The following is an 18591-nucleotide window of genomic DNA, read 5'->3' as shown; positions in this document are numbered from 1 at the left end:
GACGAACTTGTTTACTTTATATGGGGCGAACATCATGGGTGAGCGGAAAGTCAGATATCTGTCGCTCGAGGAAGGCGGATTTTCCCTCCTTCTTCTCGCGGTAGCGATTTTCTGTCTGGTCATTGCAGGGAAAACCTGGGATCAGGTCTTGGCATTTCATACCGCATTGATTGCACTAGCATCATTGGCCGGTATTTTCTTCATTTTTCGCCGATACTTCGACGGAAACAACACGCCTGCACCGCTGGAAATTAACGGTAAGCCAAACTACAATATGGCTCCTGTTAAATTTGCAACGTGGGCATCTGTTTTCTGGGGTATCGCGGGCTTCCTGGTAGGTGTGATCATTGCATCTCAGCTGGCATTCCCAGCTTTGAACTTTGACCTACCATGGATCAATTTCGGGCGTCTTCGTCCGCTGCATACTTCAGCTGTTATTTTTGCATTCGGCGGTAACGTTCTTATCGCGTCTTCATTCTACGTTGTGCAGCGCACCTGTCAGGCCCGTTTGCCTGGTACAATCGCCCCATGGTTTGTAGTCCTCGGTTACAACCTCTTTATCGTTGTTGCAGGTACCGGTTACCTCCTCGGCGTAACTCAGGGTAAAGAATACGCTGAGCCAGAGTGGTATGCAGACTGGCTGCTGACCATCGTTTGGGTCGGCTATCTGCTCACCTTCCTCGGCTCCATCTGGCGTCGTAAAGAGTCCCACATCTATGTGGCGAACTGGTTCTACCTTGCGTTCATCGTAACAATTGCAGTTCTGCACCTGTTCAACAACGCATCCCTGCCAGTAAGCATCTACTCCACTAAGTCTTACATCGTTTGGGCTGGTGTTCAGGATGCGATGGTTCAGTGGTGGTACGGCCACAACGCAGTGGGCTTCTTCCTGACAGCTGGCTTCCTGGCGATCATGTACTACTTCATTCCGAAGCGTGCTGAGCGTCCGGTATACTCTTACCGTCTGTCCATCGTTCACTTCTGGGCACTGATCTTCCTGTACATCTGGGCTGGTCCTCACCACTTGCACTACACCTCACTGCCACAGTGGGCGTCTACTCTTGGTATGACCTTCTCCATCATCCTCTGGATGCCGTCCTGGGGTGGTATGATCAACGGTCTGATGACCCTGTCCGGTGCTTGGGACAAGCTGCGTACTGACCCTGTTCTGCGTATGATGGTTGTGTCTGTAGCGTTCTACGGCATGGCGACCTTCGAAGGTCCTCTCATGTCCATCCGCGCTGTGAACGGCCTGTCACACTACACTGACTGGACTGTTGGTCACGTACACGCTGGTGCGCTCGGCTGGGTTGGCTACATCTCCTTCGGTGCTCTGTATTGCCTGGTTCCTTGGCTCTACAACAAGAAGGCTCTGTACTCTCTGCGTCTCGTTAACTGGCACTTCTGGATCTCTACTCTGGGCATCGTGTTCTACATCTGCTCTATGTGGGTATCCGGTATCATGCAGGGCCTGATGTGGCGTGCCTACGATGAGCTGGGCTTCCTTGAGTACTCCTTCATCGAAACAGTGGATGCGATGTATCCGTTCTACGTCATGCGTGCATTCGGTGGTCTTCTCTTCCTCTCTGGTGCTCTCATCATGGTTTACAACCTCGTGATGACAGTCCGTGCAGGCGAAGAAGTTGAAACCGAAGCTGCAGGCCAGCCTGCAATGGCGCCAGCGGAATAATCGGGAGATCACGAATGTCTGCTTGGAAAAAACACCAAATCTTCGAGAAAAACTCGCTGATCCTGATTATTGGCATCGTCATCATGATCTCAATCGGCGGTCTCGTTGAAATCGTTCCTCTTTACTACCTGAAGAGCACGATCGAAAAAACTGAGGGTATGCGCCCTTACACCCCGCTTGAGCTTGTTGGACGTAACATCTACGTGCGTGAAGGCTGCTACGCTTGTCACTCACAGCAGATCCGTCCAATGCGTGATGAGCTGCAGCGTTACGGCAACTACTCCCTGGCAGCGGAATCCATGTACGATCGCCCATTCCAGTGGGGGTCTAAGCGTACTGGTCCCGACCTCGCTCGCGTAGGTGGCAAGTACTCTGATGAGTGGCAGCGTGATCACCTGGTTGATCCACGTTCCGTATCTCCGACTTCTGTAATGCCTGGCTACCCATTCCTGATGGACGCTAAGCTTTCTACAATCGAGATCGAAAACCACCTCAAAGTGAATGCACTCTACGGTGTTCCTTACACTGAAGAGCAGATCGCAAGCGCTAAAGTAGACCTCATGGCTCAGGCTCAGCCTGACAGCGATGCGGCAGAAGGCTTCGAAGAGCGTTACCCAGGTGCTCTCATCCGTGACTTCGATGGCAATGCTAAAGAAGTGACTGAGATGGACGCACTGGTGGCTTACCTTCAGATGCTTGGCACACTCGTAGACTTTAGCCTCTACGACGAAAAAGCAAACTTGCGCTAAGGAGGCGATGATGGACGCGACTTACACCGCCCTCGCACACTTCGCGCAAACTGGTGGTCTCCTCTATTTCATGGCCATTTTTGCAGGCGTAATTCTTTACGCTTGCTGGCCAAGCAATGGGGAGCGCTTTAACGATGCTTCACAGATCCCGCTTCGGGAGGACGACTAATGGCTGAACATAAAAAGGAAATTGACCAGGTATCGGGTGTCGAAACCACAGGTCACGAATGGGATGGCCTGAAAGAGCTGAACAACCCGCTTCCGAAGTGGTGGCTCTACATGTTCTACGGCAGCATCGTGTGGTCAGTGATCTATTGGGTCCTGATGCCAAGCTGGCCGCTGGTTAACGGTTACACAAAGGGTCTTCTGGATTACAGCCAGCGTGCTGTTGCGACTGAAGAGTTCAATGTAGCTGCTGCAGAACGCGCCGAAACCGGTAAGATGCTTCTTGAAGCGTCTCTGGATGAGATCCTCAACACACCAGAACTGCTCGAGTATGCGAGTGCTCAGGGTAAAGTGGCATTCGGTGACAACTGCGCACCTTGTCATGGCACCGGCGCAACTGGCTTTGAAGGCTATCCAAACCTTCAGGACGACAGCTGGATCTGGGGTGGCGATCTGGACACTCTGGCAACCACCATCTCTTACGGTGTTCGTTCAGAACATGACGAATCCCGCTTTGCAGAAATGCCCGCATTCGGTCGTGATGAACTGCTCGAAAAAGAAGAGATCGTTCAGGTTGCCAACTATGTTGGTTCAGTTGCAGGTCTTCCAACGCAAGACGGCGTAGATCTGGAAGCTGGTAAAGTTATCTATGAAGAGAACTGTGCAGCTTGTCATATGGACAATCTTAAGGGTGATATAGAAACAGGATCTCCAAACCTGACGGCACCTACTTATCTCTATGGCAAATCTGTAGATGACATCATTGCGCAGGTAAATGCACCGCGCCACGGTGTGATGCCTGCATGGATCGATCGTCTGGGTGAAACAACAGTCAAGTCTCTGGCTGTGTACGTTCACTCTCTCGGCGGCGGTCAGTAAACTCTCTTTATTCGCTAAAATAAAAAACAAGCGAGGACGCGCAAGTGCCCTCGCTTCACTTGCACAAATACATCGCCAACTGAGGAAGACGTTATGTCTAGCCAAGTTGAACCCATCGATAACGAAGAGGATGAGTCCTGGTTTGCGTCAGCTGCCAAAGTTTACCCCATGGAGGTAAAAGGCCGTTTTCGTAAAATCAAATGGGCAATTCTCTTTATTACCCTTGGAATTTATTACTTTACCCCCTTCATTCGTTGGGACCGGGGACCTTTGCTCCCGGATCAGGCTGTTCTGGTCGATTTCGAACGTAAAAGAGGTTACTTCTTCTTTCTCGAAATCTGGCCTCAGGAAGTCTATTACCTTGCCGGATTGCTTATCATTGCATCTGTTGCCTTGTTTCTGATGAACGCAATCGCTGGTCGCCTCTGGTGTGGCTACCTCTGCCCACAGACGGTCTGGACCGACCTTTTCTTCCGCGTAGAAAGCATGATTGAAGGCGATCGCCGCAAACGGATCGCACTGGACAAGCAGCCTTGGAATGCTGAAAAGATTCTCAAAAAGGGAACGAAGCATTTTATCTGGCTGATGATTGCCTGGTGGACCGGCGGGGCGTGGGTTCTTTATTTCGCTGACGCACCAACCCTTGTTTATGATCTGGCAACCGGACAGGCAGCGATGTCTGCGTATGTCTGGATCGGCATTCTGACCTTCACCACCTATTCGCTGGCAGGTCACATGCGTGAGCAGGTCTGTGTCTACATGTGCCCTTGGCCACGTATTCAGGCCGCTCTGACTGATGAGCATGCGTTGAACGTAACTTATCGTTACGACCGTGGTGAGCCACGTGGACACCTCAAAGAAAGCAAGAAACGTCTGGCAGAAGGTTTGCCAGCTGGTGACTGTATCGACTGTAACCAGTGCTTCTACGCTTGCCCAACCGGTGTTGACATTCGTAAGGGCGCGCAGCTCGACTGTATTCAGTGTGGCCTGTGTATCGATGCCTGTGACTCGATCATGACCAAGGTTGGCAAGCCAACTGGCCTGATTGCGTATGACACCGACATCAACATTGAGCGCCGTGAGAAAGGTGAAGAAGCAGTCTATCGCCTGATCCGTCCACGTACCGTGATCTACACCGCAATCATTGCTGCGATCGCCGGTGTGATGCTGTACATGCAGCTCAACCGCTCTATGACAGACCTGTCCGTCGTGCACGACCGTAACCCGCTCTACGTTCAGCAGAGTGATGGCGGCTTCAGAAACGGCTATGCACTCCGTCTTCTGAACAAGCACAACAAGGAACAGGCGTTCACTCTAAGCGTTGAAGGCATGCCAGCAGGCACAACACTTGAAGTGGTTGGCATTCATAAGAGTGCTGCAGACCTCACCAAGGACACGCAGATAACCCTGACGGTAGATGCGGACACCACGCGTTCTGTTCGTGCTCTTGTGTTCTCACCTGCAGGTGTTGAACTTCCAGGTTCCAAGCCGATGAGCTTCAAGCTGATCGATAGCGAAACCGGTGAAACCACTGTTGTGAGCGACTTCTTCCGGGCACCGGGCAAATAGAAGTCCTTTGAGGTAAAGCTACCTATTTAAACTTGCGTGATGAGGGGTACGCCCCTTATCACTTAAATGGTCATAATGGCGAGACTCTCCCCATCATTAGAGCCGCCAAGAAGGAGCTAGGATATGACAATGGCTGTAGACCACAAGTCTCCGCGCAAACCTCGGCAGATTACTGGCCGCACGGTTCTGTTCAGCCTCATCGCATTCTTTGGTGCAATTGCTGCTATGAATGCCGTGATGATCTATATCGCGATCGATACATTTCCTGGGCTGGAAGTAGATAGCTCCTACAAAGTAAGCCAACGCTACAACAAAGAAATTGCCAAGGCGAAAGCTCAGGCCGCACTCAACTGGAGCGTAGATGCCGTCATTGAGCGCAATGGTGATGGCTCCGCACACATCCGGGTAATTGCAAAAGACAAGGCTGGCGCACCAATCACTGGCGAAGCCGTCACCGTAAAACTGCATCGCCCAACAATCACCGCTGCTGATCAGGATCTCGTTTTGTCCGAGCGTTCAGCGGGTGAATATGTCGCCAACGCATCTGGTGTAGGCGCTGGCCATTGGAACGTCATCGTAGAAATCGCAGACCGAAATGATAAAGCACTGCCGATTTTCCGTTCCAAAAACAAGACTTTCTTCGCTGAGTAAGGCGGTATTGCTATGTCTGCGCCTGAGAGGGATTGGGCTGCATTCGTCACAAATACGGACGATGGCAAGGCTCATATGGACCTTGCTGTCGACGGTATTACGTGTGCTGCATGTATGTACGAAATTGAACGCGGCCTTCAGAAGCTGGATGGCGTTGAAAAAGCACGCGTAAACCTGTCATCACATCGACTTTCCGTAGATTGGGATGAGGACAAGACCAACCCGTCTCCCATCGTCGATATGCTGCAGAAGCTCGGGTACAAGGCATATCCCTTTGATCCGGCACAGGTAAAATCCCGCGGTGATGCTGTTGGTAAAGAGATCCTGCGAGCCCTCGCGGTCTCCGGCTTTGCTGCAATGAACATCATGTTGCTATCGATCTCCGTCTGGTCCGGCAATGCCTCTGATATCGATCATGAGACCCGCGCTTTCTTCCATTGGATCTCAGCACTGATCGCGCTGCCAACGGTGGTTTACTCCGGACGTATTTTCTTCCGCAGTGCTTATATGGCAATCAAGACCAGCCGCCTGAACATGGACGTGCCGATCACGATCGGAGTGTTGCTCGCAACGGGTCTTTCAGTTTGGCAAACCATTTCAGAAGCCGAGCACGCATACTTCGATAGTGCTGTGATGCTCCTGTTCTTCCTGCTGGTGGGCCGTTACTGCGATCATTTGATGCGCAGAAAAACGCGTTCTTTTGCAGAAAACCTCGCGACTTTGAAAGCAGAGAGTGCTGCGAAGATCCAGGAAGACGGCAGCACGCTCGATGTACCGCTCTCCAAACTGACTGTTGGTGATCGTGTTCTTGTCCGCGCTGGTGAGCGCATCTCCGTAGATGGCCGGATTGCGACAGGCACTTCTGAAGTGGACCAGAGCCTCGTAACAGGTGAAACCTTGCTGCAAGCTGTTGGGGAAGGGGATCTCGTCTACGCAGGTACCATGAACACATATGGTGTTCTGGAGATTGAAGTCACCGCAGCCGCGAAAGGCACATTGCTGGATGAAGTGAACAAACTTCTTGAAACAGCAATGGAAGGCCGTTCCAAGTACGTTCACATTGCAGATCGTGCCTCTCAGCTCTATGCGCCTGTGGTTCATGCAGCCGCATTGTTGACGCTGATCGGCTGGATCATGCTCGGCATGGCATGGCAGCCAGCGCTGGTCATCGCCATCTCGGTTCTGATTATCACATGCCCATGTGCACTCGGCCTTGCGATCCCCGCAGTACAAGTTGTTGCCAGTGGGCTGTTCTTCAATGAACGCGTCTTGCTGAATGCTGGCGACGCCATCGAGCGCCTCGCAAGTGTCGACACCATCGTATTCGACAAGACCGGTACCCTAACCCTTCCAGAAGCATCGCTCTCACAAAAGCATGGGCTCTCAGCGGAGCAGTTGGAGCTAGCTGGACGTCTGGCTCTGTCTTCTTCACATCCGCTGTCTCAAGCTATTGCAAGGGCCACCGGCGCGCAGCAAAGCTTGCCAGATGCGAAGGAGCTTGCGGGTAAAGGTGTTGAAGCACAGATCGACGGCCTGCAAATGAAGCTCGGCTCTCCCGCATTCTGCGGTGTTTCAGAAGAGCAACTCGCTCAGGCGAAAGAGCAACATCCGGATGCATCCTTCGTTGCGTTTCAGATGGGAGATGAAACAGCTCATCTTCTCCCTGTCGGCCAGTTTATGCGGGAAGGGGCAGTTGAGACCATTCAGAAGCTGAAAGACGCTGGCTTTGCGATTGAGATCCTCAGCGGTGACCATGCAGGTGCAGTAAAACATGCTGCTGATCTACTCGATGTTGAGAGCTGGAAAGCAGGTCTGAAGCCTCAGGACAAAATTGACCGCATTGAAGAGCTGAAAGCGCAAGGCAAGAAGGTGCTGATGGTCGGCGACGGCCTTAACGATGCGCCATCCCTGGCAGCTGCAAACGTCTCCATCTCACCGGTATCTGCTGTCCATGTCAGTCAGGCCGCAGCTGATGCTGTGTTCCTGGGGGATAGCCTTGCACCCGTCATGAGTGCTCTGCAAATCTCCCAGAAAGCGCGCTGGGTAATGAACCAGAATCTTGCCATCTCTGTCATCTATAACCTGATTGCAGTGCCGTTTGCGGTGCTAGGTTTTGTCACACCTCTCGTTGCAGCCTTGGCTATGTCGGGTTCTTCGATTATCGTGACGCTAAATGCAGTACGCCTGAGAATGATTGCAGGCACATCATCCCAGCCGAGCCAGGAGGCCTAAGCAGCACTATGGAAGTCTTAATCTACCTTATCCCGGTTGCGTTGGTTCTTGGTGGCGCAGGTTTGGTAGCGTTCCTATGGTCTCTACGAGCAGGGCAATACGATGACATGGAAGGGCCGAAGTGGCGTATTCTGGATGACGGTGATTTGCAGGAAAACAGCACACCTGTGGAAGCCGCCAAGCGCAAGGCCTCCTAACAGTCATCAACTGTATTTAGCAAAAAGAACAGATCAATGAGAGGCTTGTGAGCGATCCGCTTCAGGTCTCTTTTTTATTGGTGGGTGAGGGCAACAAAAAAGGCCGACGAAAGCGCCGGCCTTTTGATGTTTCTATGCGTTGGCGCTTAGCCGCCAGCAAACTGATAAACAGCCTGACCTTGTGCAGCGTCCAGCTCTTCTTCTGCTGGAGCGTCAGTGAATGGCAACTCAAGGGTTTGCCATACATCAACCAGTGCATCGCGCAGATGATCAATCAGGGCATCATTATGGACTGGGCCCGGAGTGATGCGCAGGCGTTCTGTGCCGCGTGGTACGGTTGGATAGTTGATTGGCTGGATGTAGATGCCATGCTTATCGAGCAGAAGGTCGGTTGCCTGCTTACACAGATCTGGATCAGCCACGAGGACTGGAATGATGTGTGTGTCAGAAGGCATCACAGGCAGGCCTGCTGCTTTCAGTACGTCCTTGGTACGCTGTGCTTGACGCTGCTGGCCTTCACGCTCAACACCAGATTCTTTCAGGTGCTTGATGGAAGCTGTTGCAGCTGCAGCAAGTCCTGGAGGAATAGCAGTGGTAAAGATAAAGCCCGGAGCATAAGAGCGAACCGCATCAATGATGGTCTGAGAAGCGGTGATGTAACCACCCATCACACCAAATGCTTTCGCTAGTGTACCTTCGATGATGTCGATGCGATCCATCACACCATCACGCTCAGCAATACCTGCACCGCGTGGGCCGTACATGCCAACAGCATGCACTTCGTCGATGTAAGTCATCGCATTGTACTTGTCGGCAAGGTCACAGATGCGCTCGATCGGTGCGATATCGCCATCCATGGAGTACACGGATTCGAACACGATCAATTTTGCGCGGTCGTTGCCAGCAGCCTTGAGCAGGTCTTCAAGGTGCTCAAGATCGTTGTGGCGCCATACCTTCTTGGACGTACCTGCGCCGCGAACACCCGCAATCATGGAAGCGTGGTTCAGCTGGTCGGACAGGATCAGACAATCAGGCAGCAGTTTTGCAATGGTGGAGATGGATGCTTCGTTGGAAACGAAACCACTTGAGAACACCAGAGCGCCTTCTTTGCCGTGCAGGTCAGCGAGTTCTTCCTCAAGCTGTACCAGAGGGTAGTTCGTGCCCGAGATGTTACGCGTACCGCCTGCGCCTGCTCCCATGCGCTGAACGGTTTCTGTCATGGCTTCAATCACTTTAGGGTGTTGACCCATACCCAGGTAGTCGTTCGAACACCAAATGACGATTTCACGGAGGTTTTGATTTTCTTTACGCCAGAGTGCGTGTGGGTGACGCCCTGCAATGCGCTCGAGATTAGCAAATACGCGGTACCGTTTTTCATCCTTCAAAGAAGCAATCGCCTCATTGAAGATATTTTGGTAGTCCATTTTTTGCCCCTTATATTGCGGCGGTATTATTCGGCGATACTTTAGAGTTAGCCTAAACTTAGCGATAATCCTTATCCCTGTCGAAGGACACATTGACGCGGTCCATGGAATTGCGGATTTATCAAAGGATATTTTCACCTAACGCATATCAGCCTATCTATATCGCAGAGACAGTCTTTGACATAGAACTATAATTGGGCAGTCTTGCAATTTGTTATGTTCTCTGCCACACCTTGTAACTAATAACTGAATTTCTGTTCTAATTAAATTGGGTTGCGTCAAGTGACCGGGGCATGACTGCGTGAGTATAGACCTCTCATCCTTATCATTTCTGGTGGTTGAAGATAGTGCGTACATGCGCACGATTCTGCGGACAATGCTCCAGGGGTTTGGTGCCCGTAAGATCGTAGAGGCGGAAGACGGTGCGTCAGGCCTTGAGGCGATGGATCGCGCGAACCCGGATATCCTGATTCTCGACTGGGTTATGCCAATCCTCGATGGCGCGGATATGGTTCGTATGATCCGTACTCAGAACAATCCATACGCCTATATCCCAATCATTATGGTCACCGCGCACACAGAGCGCAGCCGTATTATTGAAGCCAGAAAACTGGGTATACATGAGTTGCTCTGCAAGCCGATCTCGGCAAAAGCACTCTACCAGCGCATCGCTTCAATCATCCTGCAGCCAAGAGACTTTGTGAAAACAGCTGGTTACTTCGGTCCAGCTCCGCGTGAGATCCGCGGGCATAAGAAAAACTGGGATGGAAACAAAGTTCTGACAGACGCAAACTCTGCAATGGTCTGATCAGCTTTTCCAAGTAATCTATGAGATTGGAGTGCCTCCTCGGAGGCGTCAGCCTGCCTCCAAGGTGGGTAGCCTGTTATGCGATCCATATACCCCTGACAGCAAACTCCGATATTCGGAGAGGGGTAGATGTGCGCTAAGGCCGGATGTGCAGCGCGTATAAAGAAATGAACGCAAAGAGCATTAAAGCGAGGAGAGGACCTCGACTGCCTTTTCCCATTTTTCTGAGGGTAGGCTGGAAACCAGTCGAATAAGTTGCGCGAACTCTGCTTCTTCGAGCTGGTAGCGGAGCATCTGCAGCTCTGCCTCAGTAAACTTGCCGGTTGCAGCTGCGGGAACATCCGCTTCGATGACTGCCTGATCCATTTTCACCTCCTGTAACTCCAACAAAATGAAAATCAGTGGACACTTGCACAAGAGCTCGCGCAAGTGCGCTTGGGAGGCATATCCTCTTCCCCGGTTCCGCAAAACAGATGTTGGAAAACTACCCCAATACGCCCCCAAGACCACAGAAACGTCGCAGGACCGCCGCTATATGTAAACCAACCCCAAGATGAAATTTGGTAGAATTGTGGCACGTTGTATCTGAGACACAGTGCCGTTGAGGCAGTCAGGGTGCAACTGCGTACAGTGGAATTTTATTTCTATACGGTGATATTTAAGTCTCCTGCAAAGTTCAAATATTTCGCAGGGCCTTTGGATTATCGATGGATTAGCGTTGATAAGTGCTAGTGCGTATCTGGAAGACTTATGCGGATAGCAGCATCTGCTCACGGCAGAGTTGCAAGCTGTTCTAAAAATCTGTGATTTTTTAAAATCTGATTTCTCGTTTTGGAGAAATGCAAAATCAAGACGCAGCGACTTTAGCGCGTAAAATCTAACAATGTAGAAGAGAAATGGTGCTGCCGGAGAGATTTGAACTCTCGACCTCTCCCTTACCAAGGGAGTGCTCTACCCCTGAGCTACGGCAGCGCGCCGAATGTGTACATCGCCTTTAGAAGAATGGTGCTGCCGGAGAGATTTGAACTCTCGACCTCTCCCTTACCAAGGGAGTGCTCTACCCCTGAGCTACGGCAGCATCGCATAAATATGAAGCAGTTAAGCGCTTCTTGTATCTTCCAAACCAGCGTTTTTTGCAACGAGGTAAGTGCTCCGTGGGCGCTGCCCTCGGAACGAGGAGGCTTATGTCATAACCTTTTTAAACCTGCAAGAGGTTTTATTGGCAGTTCTGTGGAAACTGAATAACACAGCGAAATGAGAGCATTGCCATGCACTTGTCGTATATTAGGGCACTTGGCTTCATTCCCGACCTCGTGTACCTGTTGCGCATGACAGATTCAAAGAAAACAGAAGGCGAGGATAAGGCGGTAAAGTCTGCATCCAAGCCAAAAAACGATCCGAAGGCTGATCGGTTGGCTGAAGCCTTGCGCGCAAATCTGCGCCGCAGAAAACAAGCTGCAAAGCGAAGCGCTGACGAAGATTGAGCTTGCTCGCCATGCGCGTTGGGGCGTGAAAAAGGGCGTTAAGCAAAAATCTAGCATTTTTCGCTAAATTAGAAATACATGTAAAACTCGTCAGAAACTGAAGGGTTTTGACGAGGTAAGACGCCGCGGAATTCGTATATCCTGCTAATTGCGAAATATCAGTAGGATCTATTGGGGAAAACCGTTGGGGAAGCAGCAGGGCGAAAGTGACGCCTTGTTTATGCCATAGCGCTGATGTTAGTGGGCACAATCAATTCCTCTTCAAATTTGCGTTTCCCTCTGCGGGCTTTATTGGGGTTATGAAATATGGACAAAATTCGTATTGTTGGTGGTAATCAGCTAAATGGTGTTATTCCGATCTCAGGCGCGAAGAATGCTGCGCTGCCTTTGATGATCGCGTCATTGCTCTGCGAAGATACACTGACACTCGAGAATGTGCCCCGCCTGCGCGATGTCGCGCTTCTCACACAGATTCTTTCCAATCATGGCGTTGATTATTCTGTAGATGGCAAGCGCGCTGGTCAGGACACAATGACCGGCCAGACCATTCACCTGAATGCAAGCAACATTGTCGACACCACCGCTCCTTACGAGCTGGTCTCCAAAATGCGTGCAAGCTTCTGGGTCATCGGTCCATTGCTCGCCCGCATGCACAGCGCGCGCGTTTCGCTACCAGGTGGCTGCGCAATCGGTACCCGTCCGGTAGACTTCTTTATCGATGGCCTGAAAGCACTCGGCGCTGATATTGAGATGGACCGCGGTTATGTTCAGGCCGAAGCAAAAGGCGGCCTGAAGGGTGGTCGTGTTGTCTTCCCTAAAGTGTCCGTTGGCGCAACCCACACAGTTATGATGGCTGCGACACTGGCAAAAGGCGAGAGCGTGATCGAAAACGCGGCTCAGGAGCCAGAAGTTACAGATCTAGCAAACTGCCTGATTGGTATGGGCGCTAAGATCGAAGGCGCTGGAACAGACACCATTCATATTCAGGGCGTGGATAGCCTCGGTGCACATCGTCACCCGGTTATTCCTGACCGCATTGAAACAGGCACCTACGCAATGGCTGTTGCGATGACCGGCGGTGAAGTCACGCTGGAAGGTGCGCGCGGCGATCTGCTGGAAAGCGCATTGGACGTTCTGCGTCAGACCGGTACTGAGATCACTGAAACCAACATGGGTCTCAAAGTACGCCGCAACGGTGCAGGCATCAGCCCGGTTGATATCTCCACAGAACCGTTCCCAGGCTTCCCAACGGACCTGCAGGCACAGTTCATGGCGCTCATGACACGCTCCAAAGGCGTGAGCAAGATCACCGAGAATATCTTCGAAAACCGCTTCATGCACGTTCAGGAGCTGGCACGTCTTGGTGCCAAGATCACTCTGGACGGGCAGGTCGCTTCCATCGAGGGCGTAGAAACTCTGCGCGGTGCTCAGGTTATGGCAACCGATCTGCGCGCATCCGTTTCTCTCGTGATCGCAGGCCTAGCTGCTGAAGGTGAGACCACAGTTAGCCGTGTCTATCACCTTGATCGTGGCTTTGAACGTCTGGAAGACAAGCTCTCCCGCTGCGGCGCAGTCATTGAGCGCATCTCTGCTTAAAACTCAGAGCGCAAAAGATGTAAGCCCGGTCTGTTTCAGGCCGGGTTTTTTCATGGAGAATTTCTCAAAGAAGACAGGCCGTACCTTCAAGCTTGAAATCTGCTGCGTTCATTCATAGATGTTTTTCTGTAAATTGTTGTAATAGTAAGGATGTCTCGCGCTTAGTACGGTGTGCGAGCCTAGGAAATTCTGCAAGGGATCGATATGGAACAGGTAAAGCCGATGAAGCTGATGGCACTGGATCAGGAAGACTTGCAAGTCATCTCTTCCATGGTGCAGGACAGTGTTCTGAAACTCGCGGATATCAAGTACTTACCTGGCGAACGTCGTCTGGTTTTCACAATGAATCGGTACCTTTGGGAAACGGACGCAAACAACCAGAAGAGACGTATGCGTGCACGTTCTGTGCTCTCCATCTCTCGTGTTGATGCTGTCAAAGCACAAAAAATCAACCAGACAAACAAAGACATGGTCCTGTCTTTGCTTTGTGTGTTGTTTGAAGAGACAAATGCGCCGGCTGGTCAGTTGAAGCTTGAGTTTTCCGGTGGGGCTGCTATTGCAGCAAACATCGAATGCATCGAAGCACAGCTTGCTGATCTGGGCTCTGTCTGGGAAACCGATAACAGACCCGAACATCATCTGGAAGGCTAGTTGGAAAGCGCGGGATAGTTTCGTAAAATCCCGGCACAACTTAAAGGCTTGGACCGCAATTCGAAAAAAATGGAACATCACCTCAGAGGCAGTAGTTCTCTGAGAACAAAAGTAAATTGGGAACGATAACGTGGCGATAAAGCTCTCCTCAAAGTCTGAAGGTTTCGAAGAAGAAATTCGTGCCCTGCTTGGAAGCAAGCGGGAAACTTCAGAGGATGTGGATCATATCGTGCGCGACATCCTACATGATGTCGAAACGCGCGGTGATGCGGCCGTGCTCGAGTACACCAACAAGTTTGACCGTATGTCGGCCAAATCAATGGACGAGCTAAAAGTAACTGAAGCGGAGATCGAAGCAGCTGTTGCTCAGATCCCTGCTGAAATACTGGAAGCATTGCAGCTTGCCCATGATCGTATTCGTTCCCATCATCAAAAGCAGCTGCCGGAAAGCTACACCTATAAAGACGCAATCGGCGTAGAGCTAGGTGCCATCTGGACTGCAGTGGAAGCTGTTGGCGTGTACGTACCAGGTGGCCTTGCCAGCTATCCATCCTCCGTTCTCATGAACGTTGTTCCTGCAAAGGTAGCGGGCGTTGAGCGGATCGTGATGGTAGTTCCAAGCCCGGACAACGTGCTGAACCCACTTGTGCTGGCTGCTGCCAAAATGTCTGGCGTCTCTGAGATTTACCGCATCGGTGGTGCTCAGGCTGTTGGTGCGCTGGCATATGGCACGGAAACAATCGCGCCGGTCTCCAAGATCGTTGGCCCAGGCAACGCATTCGTTTCCGCAGCAAAGCGTCGTGTGTTCGGCACCGTCGGCATTGATATGATCGCTGGTCCTTCAGAGATCCTCGTGGTTGCAGACAAAGACAACAACCCGGACTGGGTTGCAGTCGATCTGCTGTCTCAGGCTGAACACGATCCGGTCGCGCAGTCCATTCTCATCACAGACAGTGAAGAGCTGGCACAAGCCGTTGAGGAAGCTGTTGAGCGTCAGCTGACCACGCTGCCACGGGCAGATGTGGCCCGTCAGAGCTGGAATGACTTCGGCGCCATCATCACCGTCGATAATCTGGATGATGCCATGGTGCTGTCCAACCGCTTCGCACCAGAGCACCTTGAGCTCTGCGTTGATGATCCGGATGCGCTTCTGCCGAAGATGAGAAACGCTGGCGCTGTGTTTGTTGGTCGTTACACACCTGAAGCAATCGGCGATTATGTCGGCGGCTCCAACCACGTGTTGCCAACGGCACGCTCTGCTCGCTTCTCCTCTGGCCTTTCCACGCTGGAGTTTGTGAAAAGAACATCGCTCCTGCGCTGTAATCCGGAAAATCTGGCGCAGATCGGCCCGGCTGCCGTCACCCTTGCAGAGGTGGAGGGCTTGCAGGCACATGGACGTTCAGTCTCAATTCGCTTAAATCACTAGTCACTTGATCCAGTAGGGAAAAGATCGCTCGATGAACAAGGAAGTCCCTGTAAACGAAGAACAGAGACAACAAGGAGGAGAACGCCTCTTTGAGGTGGTTCTTGACCGGGATTCGATTGTGCGCGCCGACAAGGATGTCGAGCGCGAGCGGAAAATTGCGATCTTTGATCTGGTAGAGGAAAACATGTTTTCTCCGGTCGGGCCCGATCTGGGCCCGTACCGACTGGATCTGGCGATGATCAAGCGCAAGCTTGTGCTTGGAATTCGCGATGAAATGGGCAGTGAAATCGCAACCCATATCCTCTCGCTCACGCCTTTCCGGAAGATCATCAAAGATTACTTCATGATCTGTGAGAGCTACTACGATGCCATTCGAAGTGCCTCTCCCAAACAGATTGAAGCCATCGATATGGGGCGCCGTGGACTACACGACGATGGTGCCTGCATATTGGAAGAGCGCCTGAAGGGGAAAATCACCATCGACCATCAAACCGCCCGACGCCTGTTTACGCTTATTTGCGCCTTGCAGCATCGGGGGTAAGGATGGCCGAGTTTATGTCACGGCCAAGTTCCATCCTGTTTATCTGCAGAATGAACGCCGTACGCTCCCCGATGGCAGAGGGGCTGACCAAGCTGCTGTATCCAAAACAGGTCTACACCCGTTCTTGCGGCGTCTTCGCAGGCGAGCGAGATCCCTTCGTGGACTCTGTGATGGACGAGCTGGGTATGGATCTGAGCAACCATCATCCCAAAACCTTTGAGGATCTGGCGGAGGAGGGGTTCGACCTCATCGTGACGTTGGCACCGGAAGCTCACCACATGGCATTGGAGCTGACACGCACCCAGCACGTTGATGTTGAGTACTGGCCCACAATCGACCCGACAGTGGCAACAGGCAGCCGCGCACAGATCATGGACGCCTATCGCGCGGTGCGTGACACACTGAAGCGGAAGATTGAACAGCGCATGCAATAAGCTGCTGAAAACGCTCTACGCGTGGCCTTTGCATGTGTTTTCCACCCAAAAACAAGAAATATGCGGTAAAACTCGTGAAACTGCCCTCCAAGAAATGGAGGTAGCCTGTTCACTTTTGACGAGTTATCCGGTAGGTTCCGCGAAAATTCCATTTAACAAATCAGGAATCCTAATGGCTAAAGAAGAAATGCTGGAGTTTCCAGGCGTCGTCGTCGAACTCCTTCCTAATGCGACTTTTCGTGTGAAACTTGAAAACGATCACGAAATCATCGCTCACACTGCTGGTCGTATGCGCAAAAACCGTATCCGCGTTCTGGCTGGCGATAAAGTGCTCGTGGAAATGACACCATATGACCTGACAAAGGGTCGTATCACCTATCGCTACAAATAAGCGATCCACTGAGCGCGGGTTCATGATGAGCCTGCCTTGGTTGAGCTCTGGTCTGTAATTCTATTGGGGAACTGGCATATGACCAAAGAACTGCCGCTAGTATTGGCCTCCGGGTCACCGCGTCGTCTGGCGTTACTTCAGCAGATTGGTATTGAACCGGATTTCCTCTTACCTGCAGACATTGATGAGACGCCTGTGCGTGGGGAAAGCCCGCGCGCGCTGGCGCAAAGACTTGCACGCGGCAAAGCCGCCGCTGCTCGTGTCCTGATCGACCGGGATGAAGAAAAAGCACATTCCATCATCCTGGGGTCTGACACCGTAGTAGCCGTCGGGCGCCGTATCCTTCCTAAAGCCGAGAGCAAAGAGCAGGCCAGTGTCTGCCTTCAGTTGCTGTCTGGCCGTATGCACAAAGTCTACACCGGCGTATGCGTGAACATGCCGGACGGCGTGGTCCGCACCAAGCTGGTTGAAACCCGCGTCCGTTTCCGCCGTCTGTCTGCAAATGACACGGACAAATACCTTGCTTCTGGTGAGTGGCGCGGGAAAGCAGGCGGATACGCGATTCAGGGGCTCGCAGGCGCGTTTATCGCCCGTGTGATTGGCTCATACCCGAGCGTGGTAGGATTGCCGCTGCTGGAGACCGCAAACCTTCTGCAGTCCGCTGGCTATCCAACCCAGAAGACCTGGGATGAAGACGCCGTACCTGCTGCCTAAACAGCAAGGCTAACGCGCAAACCCTCCGACAGTCTGCACATATCGCGGTGAAAGGCTCGCAAGTGCGTTTCGCAGCTCCTGTGTTGGCTTGCCATAAACGGTCATGCCAGTTGGATGCAGCGTGTCCATGAACTGCTTGGCGTAGGTGTTCGAAAACCACGTCAGATGCAGCAGGGCAGAGTTGCTGTCCTTGAAGCTTGTAAAAATCTCGCAGGATTGCCCGTCCTCACACAGGTACCAGACATAGGCTGTGGTATCACCTTGCATCTGCTGGACGGATTTTACCATCTCAACCATCAGTCCTTCAAAGACCTTTGGTTCTGCAGTGGCCAGGCGCGCTGTAAGGATCCAAGAAACTTCGTTATTCATTATACGCTTCCCCGGTTTTCGCGAGATACCTTCAAATAGATAAAGAACTCATGGCGTACCCCGACAAAGTGCTTCCGGTTGTTGGGCAAGGATACGCGCATACTTAAAAGTGCCTGCCTATGAGTAATCTTAGTCCGAACTTTAGCAGCTGCAAAGTTGTTTGCATCTAAACTGATTAACACCTTAAATTTAGGAGATAATTTGCAGTTGTGAAGAGGTCGCGAGGCCGTCTTTATTCCGAAATCGACAAAACCTCGGAAGTGACCTGACTTTATCTCTTGATGTCCCTGCAAATTCTGGCTAGAGGCACTGGCAGATACTCCGCTGAGCCGAAGAGGCAACCAGCCATATCTGCGAAGACCCAAACCAGCAGTTGAGAGAGATGATGAAGAAGCCATCCGCAAAATGCCCGATCTGCGAAAAGCCGACGCAGGAAGCGACGAAGCCGTTTTGCTCAGACAGGTGCAAGCAAGTGGATCTCAACAAGTGGTTGAGTGGTCATTATTCCGTACCTGCAGTTGAGGAAGAGTTCAGTGAATCTGATATCTCTGACCTAGAAGATCCACGTATTCTGCACTGAGGATTTGGGGATAAATATTTCGAAAAATTGAAGATTTTTTC

General features: G+C 51.8%; 21 protein-coding genes and 2 tRNA genes. 18 read left to right on the top strand and 5 right to left on the bottom strand.

What is annotated here, in order from left to right:
* Positions 1 to 34: 34 nt before the first annotated feature.
* The 8 genes from ccoN to ccoS all read left to right on the top strand — a co-directional run bounded on the left by ccoN (position 35) and on the right by ccoS (position 8132).
* Positions 35 to 1690 carry a cytochrome-c oxidase, cbb3-type subunit I gene (gene ccoN, locus PJE062_RS13610; RefSeq protein WP_008549666.1) on the top strand — a complete coding sequence of 552 codons (1656 nt, stop codon included), beginning with the start codon at positions 35 to 37 and terminating at the stop codon, positions 1688 to 1690.
* 14 nt (positions 1691 to 1704) lie between these two features.
* Positions 1705 to 2439: a cytochrome-c oxidase, cbb3-type subunit II gene (gene ccoO, locus PJE062_RS13605; protein WP_008549544.1), complete on the top strand. Its 735-nt coding sequence runs from the start codon at positions 1705 to 1707 to the stop codon at positions 2437 to 2439.
* 10 nt (positions 2440 to 2449) lie between these two features.
* Entirely contained in the window at positions 2450 to 2608 is a 159-nt protein-coding gene (locus tag PJE062_RS13600; protein WP_037037069.1) for a cbb3-type cytochrome c oxidase subunit 3, read from the top strand.
* Positions 2608 to 3483 carry a cytochrome-c oxidase, cbb3-type subunit III gene (gene ccoP, locus PJE062_RS13595; protein ID WP_008550041.1) on the top strand — a complete coding sequence of 292 codons (876 nt, stop codon included), beginning with the start codon at positions 2608 to 2610 and terminating at the stop codon, positions 3481 to 3483. Before PJE062_RS13600 ends, ccoP begins: the two co-directional genes overlap by 1 nt.
* Before the next feature lie 168 nt (positions 3484 to 3651).
* Positions 3652 to 5052, top strand: coding sequence for a cytochrome c oxidase accessory protein CcoG (gene ccoG / locus PJE062_RS13590; RefSeq protein WP_008549705.1), 1401 nt, complete (start codon positions 3652 to 3654; stop codon positions 5050 to 5052).
* Positions 5053 to 5175: 123 nt separating this feature from the next.
* Positions 5176 to 5703 (top strand): FixH family protein, encoded by a 528-nt coding sequence (locus PJE062_RS13585; protein WP_008549714.1) that lies wholly within the window; start codon positions 5176 to 5178, stop codon positions 5701 to 5703.
* A 12-nt stretch (positions 5704 to 5715) separates the two neighbouring features.
* Positions 5716 to 7935, top strand: coding sequence for a cation-translocating P-type ATPase (locus PJE062_RS13580; RefSeq protein ID WP_008549662.1), 2220 nt, complete (start codon positions 5716 to 5718; stop codon positions 7933 to 7935).
* Positions 7936 to 7943: 8 nt separating this feature from the next.
* Positions 7944 to 8132 (top strand): cbb3-type cytochrome oxidase assembly protein CcoS, encoded by a 189-nt coding sequence (gene ccoS, locus PJE062_RS13575; protein ID WP_008550004.1) that lies wholly within the window; start codon positions 7944 to 7946, stop codon positions 8130 to 8132.
* Between the two features lie 146 nt (positions 8133 to 8278).
* On the opposite strand, the gene hemA is transcribed toward ccoS, so the two are convergent.
* Positions 8279 to 9556, bottom strand: coding sequence for a 5-aminolevulinate synthase (gene hemA, locus PJE062_RS13570; protein WP_008550049.1), 1278 nt, complete (start codon positions 9554 to 9556; stop codon positions 8279 to 8281).
* A 334-nt stretch (positions 9557 to 9890) separates the two neighbouring features.
* On the opposite strand from hemA, the gene PJE062_RS13565 reads away from it, so the two are divergent.
* Positions 9891 to 10364, top strand: a complete 474-nt coding sequence (locus tag PJE062_RS13565; RefSeq protein ID WP_014284480.1) for a response regulator — start codon at positions 9891 to 9893, stop codon at positions 10362 to 10364.
* Between the two features lie 183 nt (positions 10365 to 10547).
* Here PJE062_RS13565 and PJE062_RS13560 read toward each other — a convergent pair whose 3' ends face one another.
* The 3 genes from PJE062_RS13560 to PJE062_RS13550 form a co-directional block, all read right to left on the bottom strand.
* Complete coding sequence (locus tag PJE062_RS13560; protein WP_008549677.1) at positions 10548 to 10730, bottom strand: hypothetical protein; 183 nt, start codon at positions 10728 to 10730, stop codon at positions 10548 to 10550.
* A 531-nt stretch (positions 10731 to 11261) separates the two neighbouring features.
* Positions 11262 to 11336 (bottom strand) — tRNA-Thr (locus tag PJE062_RS13555).
* 31 nt (positions 11337 to 11367) lie between these two features.
* A tRNA-Thr gene (locus PJE062_RS13550) sits at positions 11368 to 11442 on the bottom strand.
* Between the two features lie 190 nt (positions 11443 to 11632).
* On the opposite strand from PJE062_RS13550, the gene PJE062_RS13545 reads away from it, so the two are divergent.
* The 8 genes from PJE062_RS13545 to PJE062_RS13510 all read left to right on the top strand — a co-directional run bounded on the left by PJE062_RS13545 (position 11633) and on the right by PJE062_RS13510 (position 17601).
* The gene (locus PJE062_RS13545) at positions 11633 to 11848 is read left to right on the top strand and encodes a hypothetical protein (protein WP_037036925.1); all 216 of its coding nucleotides are present in this window, start codon (positions 11633 to 11635) and stop codon (positions 11846 to 11848) included.
* A gap of 306 nt (positions 11849 to 12154) precedes the next feature.
* Positions 12155 to 13444, top strand: coding sequence for a UDP-N-acetylglucosamine 1-carboxyvinyltransferase (murA, locus tag PJE062_RS13540; protein WP_008549851.1), 1290 nt, complete (start codon positions 12155 to 12157; stop codon positions 13442 to 13444).
* 204 nt (positions 13445 to 13648) lie between these two features.
* The gene (locus PJE062_RS13535; RefSeq protein WP_008549731.1) at positions 13649 to 14095 is read left to right on the top strand and encodes a DUF2948 family protein; all 447 of its coding nucleotides are present in this window, start codon (positions 13649 to 13651) and stop codon (positions 14093 to 14095) included.
* Positions 14096 to 14225: 130 nt separating this feature from the next.
* On the top strand, positions 14226 to 15521 hold the full coding sequence (gene hisD / locus PJE062_RS13530) for a histidinol dehydrogenase (protein WP_008549540.1): 1296 nt from the start codon (positions 14226 to 14228) through the stop codon (positions 15519 to 15521).
* 31 nt (positions 15522 to 15552) lie between these two features.
* The gene (locus PJE062_RS13525) at positions 15553 to 16062 is read left to right on the top strand and encodes a UPF0262 family protein (protein WP_008549968.1); all 510 of its coding nucleotides are present in this window, start codon (positions 15553 to 15555) and stop codon (positions 16060 to 16062) included.
* A gap of 14 nt (positions 16063 to 16076) precedes the next feature.
* Positions 16077 to 16496: a low molecular weight phosphatase family protein gene (locus PJE062_RS13520; RefSeq protein WP_008550077.1), complete on the top strand. Its 420-nt coding sequence runs from the start codon at positions 16077 to 16079 to the stop codon at positions 16494 to 16496.
* Positions 16497 to 16668: 172 nt separating this feature from the next.
* Positions 16669 to 16887 carry a translation initiation factor IF-1 gene (gene infA, locus PJE062_RS13515; RefSeq protein WP_008549604.1) on the top strand — a complete coding sequence of 73 codons (219 nt, stop codon included), beginning with the start codon at positions 16669 to 16671 and terminating at the stop codon, positions 16885 to 16887.
* Positions 16888 to 16965: 78 nt separating this feature from the next.
* On the top strand, positions 16966 to 17601 hold the full coding sequence (locus PJE062_RS13510; protein ID WP_008549727.1) for a Maf family nucleotide pyrophosphatase: 636 nt from the start codon (positions 16966 to 16968) through the stop codon (positions 17599 to 17601).
* A 9-nt stretch (positions 17602 to 17610) separates the two neighbouring features.
* Here PJE062_RS13510 and PJE062_RS13505 read toward each other — a convergent pair whose 3' ends face one another.
* Positions 17611 to 17970 (bottom strand): hypothetical protein, encoded by a 360-nt coding sequence (locus PJE062_RS13505; RefSeq protein WP_008549628.1) that lies wholly within the window; start codon positions 17968 to 17970, stop codon positions 17611 to 17613.
* A 382-nt stretch (positions 17971 to 18352) separates the two neighbouring features.
* Here PJE062_RS13505 and yacG point away from each other — a divergent pair, with 382 nt between their 5' ends.
* The gene (gene yacG / locus PJE062_RS13500) at positions 18353 to 18550 is read left to right on the top strand and encodes a DNA gyrase inhibitor YacG (RefSeq protein WP_008549890.1); all 198 of its coding nucleotides are present in this window, start codon (positions 18353 to 18355) and stop codon (positions 18548 to 18550) included.
* Positions 18551 to 18591: the final 41 nt, after the last annotated feature.

It is taken from the genome of Pseudovibrio sp. JE062, assembly GCF_000156235.1.
Lineage (GTDB): Bacteria > Pseudomonadota > Alphaproteobacteria > Rhizobiales > Stappiaceae > Pseudovibrio.
This window is presented reverse-complemented; position numbering and strand designations above follow the sequence as displayed.

What these genes read in the sequence shown, in the direction of transcription:
- PJE062_RS13600 (WP_037037069.1), top strand. Translation starts at nt 2,450, where the DNA reads ATGGACGCGACTTACACCGCCCTCGCACACTTCGCGCAAACTGGTGGT.
- yacG (WP_008549890.1), top strand. Translation starts at nt 18,353, where the DNA reads ATGATGAAGAAGCCATCCGCAAAATGCCCGATCTGCGAAAAGCCGACG.
- ccoO (WP_008549544.1), top strand. Translation starts at nt 1,705, where the DNA reads ATGTCTGCTTGGAAAAAACACCAAATCTTCGAGAAAAACTCGCTGATC.
- PJE062_RS13520 (WP_008550077.1), top strand. Translation starts at nt 16,077, where the DNA reads ATGTCACGGCCAAGTTCCATCCTGTTTATCTGCAGAATGAACGCCGTA.
- ccoG (WP_008549705.1), top strand. Translation starts at nt 3,652, where the DNA reads ATGGAGGTAAAAGGCCGTTTTCGTAAAATCAAATGGGCAATTCTCTTT.
- PJE062_RS13505 (WP_008549628.1), bottom strand. Translation starts at nt 17,970, where the DNA reads ATGAATAACGAAGTTTCTTGGATCCTTACAGCGCGCCTGGCCACTGCA.
- ccoP (WP_008550041.1), top strand. Translation starts at nt 2,608, where the DNA reads ATGGCTGAACATAAAAAGGAAATTGACCAGGTATCGGGTGTCGAAACC.
- ccoN (WP_008549666.1), top strand. Translation starts at nt 35, where the DNA reads ATGGGTGAGCGGAAAGTCAGATATCTGTCGCTCGAGGAAGGCGGATTT.
- PJE062_RS13585 (WP_008549714.1), top strand. Translation starts at nt 5,176, where the DNA reads ATGACAATGGCTGTAGACCACAAGTCTCCGCGCAAACCTCGGCAGATT.
- PJE062_RS13580 (WP_008549662.1), top strand. Translation starts at nt 5,716, where the DNA reads ATGTCTGCGCCTGAGAGGGATTGGGCTGCATTCGTCACAAATACGGAC.
- PJE062_RS13545 (WP_037036925.1), top strand. Translation starts at nt 11,633, where the DNA reads ATGCACTTGTCGTATATTAGGGCACTTGGCTTCATTCCCGACCTCGTG.
- murA (WP_008549851.1), top strand. Translation starts at nt 12,155, where the DNA reads ATGGACAAAATTCGTATTGTTGGTGGTAATCAGCTAAATGGTGTTATT.
- PJE062_RS13510 (WP_008549727.1), top strand. Translation starts at nt 16,966, where the DNA reads ATGACCAAAGAACTGCCGCTAGTATTGGCCTCCGGGTCACCGCGTCGT.
- PJE062_RS13535 (WP_008549731.1), top strand. Translation starts at nt 13,649, where the DNA reads ATGGAACAGGTAAAGCCGATGAAGCTGATGGCACTGGATCAGGAAGAC.
- PJE062_RS13560 (WP_008549677.1), bottom strand. Translation starts at nt 10,730, where the DNA reads ATGGATCAGGCAGTCATCGAAGCGGATGTTCCCGCAGCTGCAACCGGC.
- infA (WP_008549604.1), top strand. Translation starts at nt 16,669, where the DNA reads ATGGCTAAAGAAGAAATGCTGGAGTTTCCAGGCGTCGTCGTCGAACTC.
- ccoS (WP_008550004.1), top strand. Translation starts at nt 7,944, where the DNA reads ATGGAAGTCTTAATCTACCTTATCCCGGTTGCGTTGGTTCTTGGTGGC.
- hemA (WP_008550049.1), bottom strand. Translation starts at nt 9,556, where the DNA reads ATGGACTACCAAAATATCTTCAATGAGGCGATTGCTTCTTTGAAGGAT.
- PJE062_RS13525 (WP_008549968.1), top strand. Translation starts at nt 15,553, where the DNA reads ATGAACAAGGAAGTCCCTGTAAACGAAGAACAGAGACAACAAGGAGGA.